General features: G+C 71.4%; 5 protein-coding genes and 1 pseudogene. 1 reads left to right on the top strand and 5 read right to left on the bottom strand.

Translation table 11 applies throughout. The annotated features are described in order from the left end of the window. Positions 1–124 precede the first annotated feature (124 nt). Positions 125–625: pseudogene (locus BZL64_RS29865) on the bottom strand (endonuclease/exonuclease/phosphatase family protein); the annotation flags it as partial. Positions 626–711: 86 nt separating this feature from the next. Between BZL64_RS29865 and BZL64_RS29860 the strand changes: the two are divergent. Continuing rightward, positions 712–1,104, top strand: a complete 393-nt coding sequence (locus BZL64_RS29860) for a nitroreductase/quinone reductase family protein (protein ID WP_086772273.1) — start codon at positions 712–714, stop codon at positions 1,102–1,104. A gap of 32 nt (positions 1,105–1,136) precedes the next feature. On the opposite strand, the gene BZL64_RS29855 is transcribed toward BZL64_RS29860, so the two are convergent. The 4 genes from BZL64_RS29855 to BZL64_RS29840 all read right to left on the bottom strand — a co-directional run bounded on the left by BZL64_RS29855 (position 1,137) and on the right by BZL64_RS29840 (position 6,404). Next, the gene (locus BZL64_RS29855; protein ID WP_244205547.1) at positions 1,137–2,630 is read right to left on the bottom strand and encodes an aldehyde dehydrogenase family protein; all 1,494 of its coding nucleotides are present in this window, start codon (positions 2,628–2,630) and stop codon (positions 1,137–1,139) included. Then, positions 2,627–4,396, bottom strand: a complete 1,770-nt coding sequence (locus BZL64_RS29850; protein WP_279634620.1) for an N-acyl-D-amino-acid deacylase family protein — start codon at positions 4,394–4,396, stop codon at positions 2,627–2,629. Before BZL64_RS29850 ends, BZL64_RS29855 begins: the two co-directional genes overlap by 4 nt. Before the next feature lie 19 nt (positions 4,397–4,415). After that, the gene (locus BZL64_RS29845) at positions 4,416–5,537 is read right to left on the bottom strand and encodes an LLM class flavin-dependent oxidoreductase (RefSeq protein ID WP_086772271.1); all 1,122 of its coding nucleotides are present in this window, start codon (positions 5,535–5,537) and stop codon (positions 4,416–4,418) included. A gap of 96 nt (positions 5,538–5,633) precedes the next feature. Beyond that, on the bottom strand, positions 5,634–6,404 hold the full coding sequence (locus BZL64_RS29840) for an SDR family NAD(P)-dependent oxidoreductase (RefSeq protein WP_086772274.1): 771 nt from the start codon (positions 6,402–6,404) through the stop codon (positions 5,634–5,636). Positions 6,405–6,683 lie beyond the last annotated feature (279 nt).

Genomic DNA, 6,683 nt, shown 5'->3' with positions numbered 1-6,683 from the left:
ACGCGGTACTCAGCCGCTGGCCGGTGGTGGCCCAGGACGTCCTCCCCCTCCCGGCGCCCACCGAGGTCGCCGACGGCCGCCTGGCCCTCTACACCCGCCTCGCGGCCCCCACGACATCCCCTTCTTCACCACCCACCTCACCTCCCAGCTCCACGCCTCCGCGGTGCCGGGCGATGAACTCGGCTAGAGCGGTGACCTGGCGGCAGCGCACCGCGGAGGCGTGGGGGTGGGAGGTGGGGTGGGTGGTGAAGAAGGGGATGTCGTGGGCGGGGGCCGCGAGGCGGGTGTAGAGGGCCAGGCGGCCGTCGGCGACCTCGGTGGGCGCCGGGAGGGGGAGGACGTCCTGGGCCACCACCGGCCAGCGGCTGAGTACCGCGTTGCCGATGCCCACCGACGCGTCGCCGATCCGCCGTTGCCACCGTTCGGGGGCGTGGGACGGCGCCCAGGCCGCGTGCAGGCCCAGCTCTCCGGCGAGCCACTCGGCGAGGTTCTCCCCACCGGCGGCCCACACCTCCTGAAGGCCGACGACATCGGGGTCCAGGTCCCGCAGGACCGACAGGATGGCCTTCTGCCGGGCCTCCCACGGCCCGAAACGCCACCACAGGTTCCAGGTCACGACCCGCATCCGCAGCCACCCGTCGTCGTCGCTCGCGCGTCCGAGACCATTGAAGCAACAGTTCGAGCCCTTTGTGTGAAGGAGTCGCACCGCCGATGTCCCGCCTCAACGACCGCCGATTCCGCGCCACCACCGCCGTCCAGCGCCGTCTCAACCCGCTGCTGCGCCGCCTCCCCTTCCAGACCGTCATCGAGACGACCGGCCGCACGTCCGGGCTGCCGCGGCAGACACCGGTGGGAGGGCGACGGGTCGGGAACGCGTTCTGGCTGGTGTCGGAGTTCGGGGAGCTGTCCCAGTACGTCCGCAACATCAAGGCCGATCCGCGCGTGCGGGTGCGGATCGGCGGGCGGTGGCACGCAGGCACGGCGCATCTCCTGCCCGACGACGACGCGGTCGCCCGCCTGCGCGGCCTGCCACGGTTCAACAGCACGGCGGTGCGGGCCCTGGGCACGAATCTGTTGACGGTGCGGGTGGATCTGGACGGGTAGCGGTTGTTGTCAGGGCACCTGCCAGGAAACCCTCACCCCGGCCACACGAGCGACTGCACCTCGCTGTACGCGTGCAGCGCGTACGAGCCGACATCGCGGCCCACCCCGCTCCTCTTGAAGCCGCCGAACGGGGCCTCCATGTTGCGGCCGACCGTGTTGATGCCGACGCCTCCGGCGCGCAGACGCCGGGCGAGGCGGAAGGCGCGCGCGATGTCGCCGGACCAGACGTAGTCGATGAGGCCGTAGTCGCTGTCGTTGGCCAGGGTGACGCCTTCCTCCTCGTCGTCGAAGGGGATGACGACGACGACCGGGCCGAAGATCTCCTCGCGGGCCACCCGCATGTCGTTGGTGCAGTCGGCGAGGAGGGTGGGGGTGAAGTGGAAACCCCGGTCCAGCGGCGGGCGTTCGCCCCCCGTCACCAGCACCGCGCCCTCCTTGCGCCCCAGTTCCACGTACGACTCCACCCGGTCCCGGTGGGCCGCCGAGATCAGCGGGCCGACCACCGTGGCCGGGTCGCGCGGGTCGCCGACCTTCAGGCGGCGGGCGTACGCCGTGAGGCCGTCCACCAGACGGTCGTAAACGCCCCGTTGGGCCAGTACGCGGGTCGGGGCGGTGCAGATCTGGCCGCTGTAGAAGGAGAACGTCGTCCCGATGCCGGCCACGGCCGAGCCGATGTCGGCGTCGTCGAGGACCAGGGCCGCACCCTTGCCGCCGAGTTCCATGAGCTGGCGTTTCATCGACCGCCCGCACACCTCGGCGATGCGCTGTCCGACCGCCGTGGAGCCGGTGAAGCTCACCATGTCGACGTCCGGGGACGCCACCAGCGTCTCCCCCACCTCGACCGAGCGTCCGGAGACCACGTTCACGACCCCGCGCGGCACGCCCGCCGTCTCCAGCGCCTCCGCCATCCGGTAGACGGACAGCGGGTCCTGCGGGGCGGGCTTGACGACGACCGTGTTGCCCATGGCGAGCGCCGGAGCGATCTTGCCCGCCGGGTTCGCCCACGGGTTGTTGTACGACGTGATGCAGGCGACGACGCCGACGGGCTGGCGGACGGCGAGCGCGCCCATCACGCCCGCCCCGCCGGATCGGCTCGCCTCGTTGATCTGCGGTTCGATCGCCCACTCGGCGGGCTCCACGCGCGCGTAGCGCCGGAAACGGGCGGCGCCGACGCCGACCTGCATGGCCCGCGCGGTCGCCGTCGTGGCGCCGGTCTCGGCCTGCGCGAGGCCGGCGTACGACACGAGGTGGCCGCGGATGACGTCCGCCGCCCGCGCCAGCACCGCCGCCCGCTCACCGGGTGCCGTACGCGACCACGGACCGAAGGCCTCGCGGGCCGCGGCGCAGGCCGCCAGCACCTGGTCCCGCGAGGCCTCCGGCGCCCATCCGACGGTTTCCTCGGTCGCCGGATCGGTCACCTCGTAGTGACCGCCGTCCGGCTCGGTCCACCGGCCGCCGACGAACAGCCGCTGGCGCACGGGGTGCCGGCCGTGCTCGTTCACCGGATACGCACCGTGCTCGTTCACCGGGTGCCCACCGTCCGCGTGTCCCGCCCCGAGCGCAGCACCTTCCCCGGTACGGCACCGGTCACCACGTCGTCGCGGATCGCCGCCACCCCGTTGACCCAGACCGCCCGCACGCCGAGCGCCCTGGAGTCCAGCCGCGGACTGTCGCCGGGCAGGTCGTGCACGAGGGTCGCCGGGCCCGCCTCGATCCGCTCGGGGTCGAAGAGGACGAGGTCGGCGTGGAAGCCCTCCTCGATCCGGCCCCGCCCGCGCAGCCCGAACAGCCGCGCCGGATCGTCCGTCAGCATCTTCACCGCCTGTTCGAGCCCGACGAGTCTCCGCCCGCGCAGACAGTCCCCGAGGAACCGGGTCGTGTACGGCGCCCCGCACATGCGGTCCAGGTGCGCGCCGGCGTCGGAGCCGCCGAGCAGCACGTCCTCGTGCCGCCAGGTCTCGGCGCGCAGCGCCCAGGACGCGGGGTCGTTGTCCGGCGGCATGGGCCACAGGACCGTACGCAGTTCGTCGGCCGCGCAGATCTCCACCAGGCAGCTGAAGGGGTCCTGGCCGCGTTCCGCCGCGATGTCCTTGACGACCCGGCCGGACAGGCCGCGGTTCGCCTCGCTGTAGGTGTCGCCGATGACGTACCGCCCGAAGTCGGCCAGCCGCCGGAACACGCCCGCCTCCTTGGAGTCCGCGCGTCCGAGCAGCTCCGCCCGGACCTGCGGGTCGCGCAGGCGGGCGATGCGCTCCGGGACCGGCAGGCCGAGGACCGGGCCCCAGCCGGGGATCAGGTTCAGGGCGCAGAAGGTGCCGAGGGACATGTTCATCGGCGTGAGGATCGGCATGGTCAGGGCGACCACCCGGCCGCCCGCCTTCCGTGCCCGCTCGCTCGCCGCGAGCTGCCTGGGCACGCGTTCGGGTACGGACGCGTCGATGGTGAGGACGTTCCAGTTCAGGGGGCGTCCGGCCGCCGCGCTCAGCTCGGCGAACAGGTCGATCTCGGCGTCGCTGAACTGGTCCAGGCAGCCCGCGACGATCGCCTCGATCTGAGTGCCCTCGTGCTCCCCGACGGCCTTCGCCATCGCCAGCAGCTCCGCCGGGCGCGCGTGCCGGGAGGCGACCGGCCGCCCGTCGCCGTCGGAGTGGGTGGAGGACTGCGTGGTGGAGAAGCCCCAGGCGCCGGCGTCCATCGCCTCGTGCAGCAGCCCCACGATCCGGGCGAGCTGCTCCGCGGTCGGCTGCCCGCCGACGGCGTCCGGGCCCATCACGTACCGCCGCAGCGCGCAATGCCCCACCATGAAACCGGCGTTGACCGCGATCCGCCCCTCCAGGGCGTCCAGGTACTCCCCGAAGGAGTGCCAGTTCCACGGCGCCCCCTCCTCCAGCGCCACCAGCGACATCCCCTCCACCTTGGACATCATCCGGCGGGTGTAGTCGGCGTCGTCGGGACGGGAGGGGTTCAGGGGGGCGAGGGTGAAGCCGCAGTTCCCGGCGGCGACGGTCGTCACCCCGTGGTTCAGGGACGGGGTGGCGTAGGGGTCCCAGAACAGCTGGGCGTCGTAGTGCGTGTGGGGGTCGACGAACCCGGGCGCGAGGACCAGTCCGGCGGCGTCCTCGCTGGTGCGCGCCGCCTCGGTGATCCGCCCCACGGCGGCGATACGGCCGTCCCGGACCCCGACGTCGGCGATACGGGCCGGCGCCCCCGTCCCGTCGACGACGGTCGCGCCGGTGATGACGTGATCGAGCATGGGGTGCTGCCTCCTCGACTCCGGGGGATCGACGGCGATCGGCGATCGGCGTGGGTGGTCAGGCGCCGGCTCGGCGGAACCTCGTGGTCCGGTGCACGGGATCCGTGTCGATCTTGGGGATGACGTGCTCCCCGATCAGCCGGATCGTCTGCAGCGTCTCCTCCTTCGGCACCCCGACAGGGAGTCCGAAGCTCAGCTGATCGGCTCCGGCCTGCTCCCAGCGCTTGCACTGCCGCAGCACCTCGTCCGGGTCGCCGCAGATCAGCAGCTCCTCCTCGACGAGGAGTTCGACGAACTCGGGGGTGTACTCGGGCAGCGTCTCCGGCCACTCGGGGAACCCCTCGGGGCGGGGGAACGTGTCGTGGTACCGGAACACCAGCGACGGCAGGTAGTGCAGCCCGCCGCTGACCGCGATCCGGATCGCCTCGTCGTGCGTGGGCGCGCAGATCGCCGTGGTCGTCACCATCACGTTGTCGTTGACGAAGTCGCCGATCGGTTCGGCGTTCACGATCGCCGTCTTGTACTGCTCCAGCACCCACTCCATGTCGGCGACCTTCTGGATGCTGAACCCGAGCACGCCGAGCCCCTTGCGGGCGGCCATCGCGTACGACGGCGGCGACCCGGCGGCGTACCACATCGCGGGATGGCTGCCGCCGTGCGGCTTGGGCAGCACCTTCCTGGGCGGAAGCTGCCAGTGCTTGCCCTGGAAGCCGACGTACTCGTCCTGGAGCCACATCTTGGGGAACTCGGCGATGGTCTCCTCCCAGATCTCCTTCGTGTAGTTCATGTCGGTGATGCCGGGGAGGAAGCCGAGGATCTCGTGCGAGCCGGCGCCGCGTCCGCTGCCGAACTCGAAGCGGTTGTCGGTGAGGTGGTCGAGCATGGCGACCTTCTCGGCGACCTTCACCGGGTGGTTGACCTGGGCGAGCGGGTTGAAGATGCCGGAGCCGAGGTGGATGCGTTCGGTGGCGTGGGCCAGGTAGCCGAGGAAGACGTCGTTGGCGGAGAGGTGGGAGTACTCCTCCAGGAAGTGGTGCTCCGACGCCCAGGCGTACTTGAAGCCGGACCGGTCCGCCTGGATGACGTACTCGGTCTCCTCCATCAGTGCCTTGTGCTCGGCGAGGGGGTCGGTCTCGGCCCGCTTGCCGACGTATCCCTGTACAAAGAGCCCGAATTCCAAGGAGGTTCACCGTCCCCGGTTCCCTAGATATCTGATGTCCCGTCAGATCGCCGACTGTGGCACCGCCCGCCGAAGGCGTCAATAGCTGACGGTCCGTCAGATCACGGAGACCCCGGCGAGCCATCCCCCGTCGATCACGAACGGCTGCCCGGTGATGTAGGAGGAGTCGTCCGAGGTGAGGAACAGGGCCAGCCGGGCCACCTCCTCCGGGCGGCCGATGCGGCCCAGCGGCACGAGCCCCCGGTACAGGCCGTCCAGGGCCTTCGCCGTCTCCTCGGCGTCCGCCTCCGGGTCCAGCGCGGCCGGGTTCGACATCGCGGTGTCGATCGCGCCGGGGCACACGGCGTTGACCCTGATCCCGCGCGGCGCGAGCTCCAGGGCGGCGACCCGGGTGAGCCCGACGACCGCGTGCTTGCTCGCCGCGTACGCCCCCACCGCCGCCATCCCGGTCAGGCCCGTGTACGAGGCCGTGTTGACGATCGTGCCACCGTCGGCCAGCGCCGGGGCGACCGTCCTGATCCCCAGGAAGCAGCCGACCTGATTGACCCGCACCACCTGCATGAACTCGTCGAGAGGCGTGTCGGTGAGAGCGTTGAAGCGCAGGATGCCGGCGTTGTTGACCAGACCGTCGAGGCGCCCGTACGCCTGCCCGGCCGCGTCCACCGCCTCCCGCCACTGCGCCTCCTCGCCGACGTCGAGGTGGACGTAGAGCGCGCCGATCTCCTCGGCGAGGGCGGCGCCCTGGTCGTCGAGGACGTCGGCCACGACGACCCGTGCGCCTTCCTCGGCGAAGAGTCGCGCCTCCTGTTCGCCCTGGCCCCGCGCGGCGCCGGTGACGAGGACGACGCGTCCGTCGAGCTTGCCCATGCGGACCCCCTTCACATCGATGGAGTCCGGCATCGTACCGCCGTAACTGACGGAACGTCAGATACGTGCGGCGCACGCCGGCGTGATCTACATGATCCATTGCACAAGCACACACGAAGTGACCGTCGCGTAGGGACATTTGACTCTGTCGGTGGCGCCTCCTGGACTTCGATAATTCCCCATCGAGAGGTAAAGCCACTCCCAAGAACGGAGCAGTCGTGGCCAAGAGGAGACTGAAGAACAAGAAGGTCCGCTATGCCGCCATCGGCGCGGCCCTGG

The organism is Streptomyces bobili (genome assembly GCF_002154575.1).
GTDB classification, from domain to species: Bacteria; Actinomycetota; Actinomycetes; order Streptomycetales; family Streptomycetaceae; genus Streptomyces; species Streptomyces bobili.
The sequence above is the reverse complement of the archived record's forward strand: the minus strand, read 5'-3'. Positions and strand labels throughout refer to the sequence as shown.

Bases quoted from the DNA above. Each gene is read 5' to 3' on its own strand.
- BZL64_RS29860 (WP_086772273.1), top strand. From the start codon at position 712: ATGTCCCGCCTCAACGACCGCCGATTCCGCGCCACCACCGCCGTCCAG.
- BZL64_RS29840 (WP_086772274.1), bottom strand. From the start codon at position 6,404: ATGGGCAAGCTCGACGGACGCGTCGTCCTCGTCACCGGCGCCGCGCGG.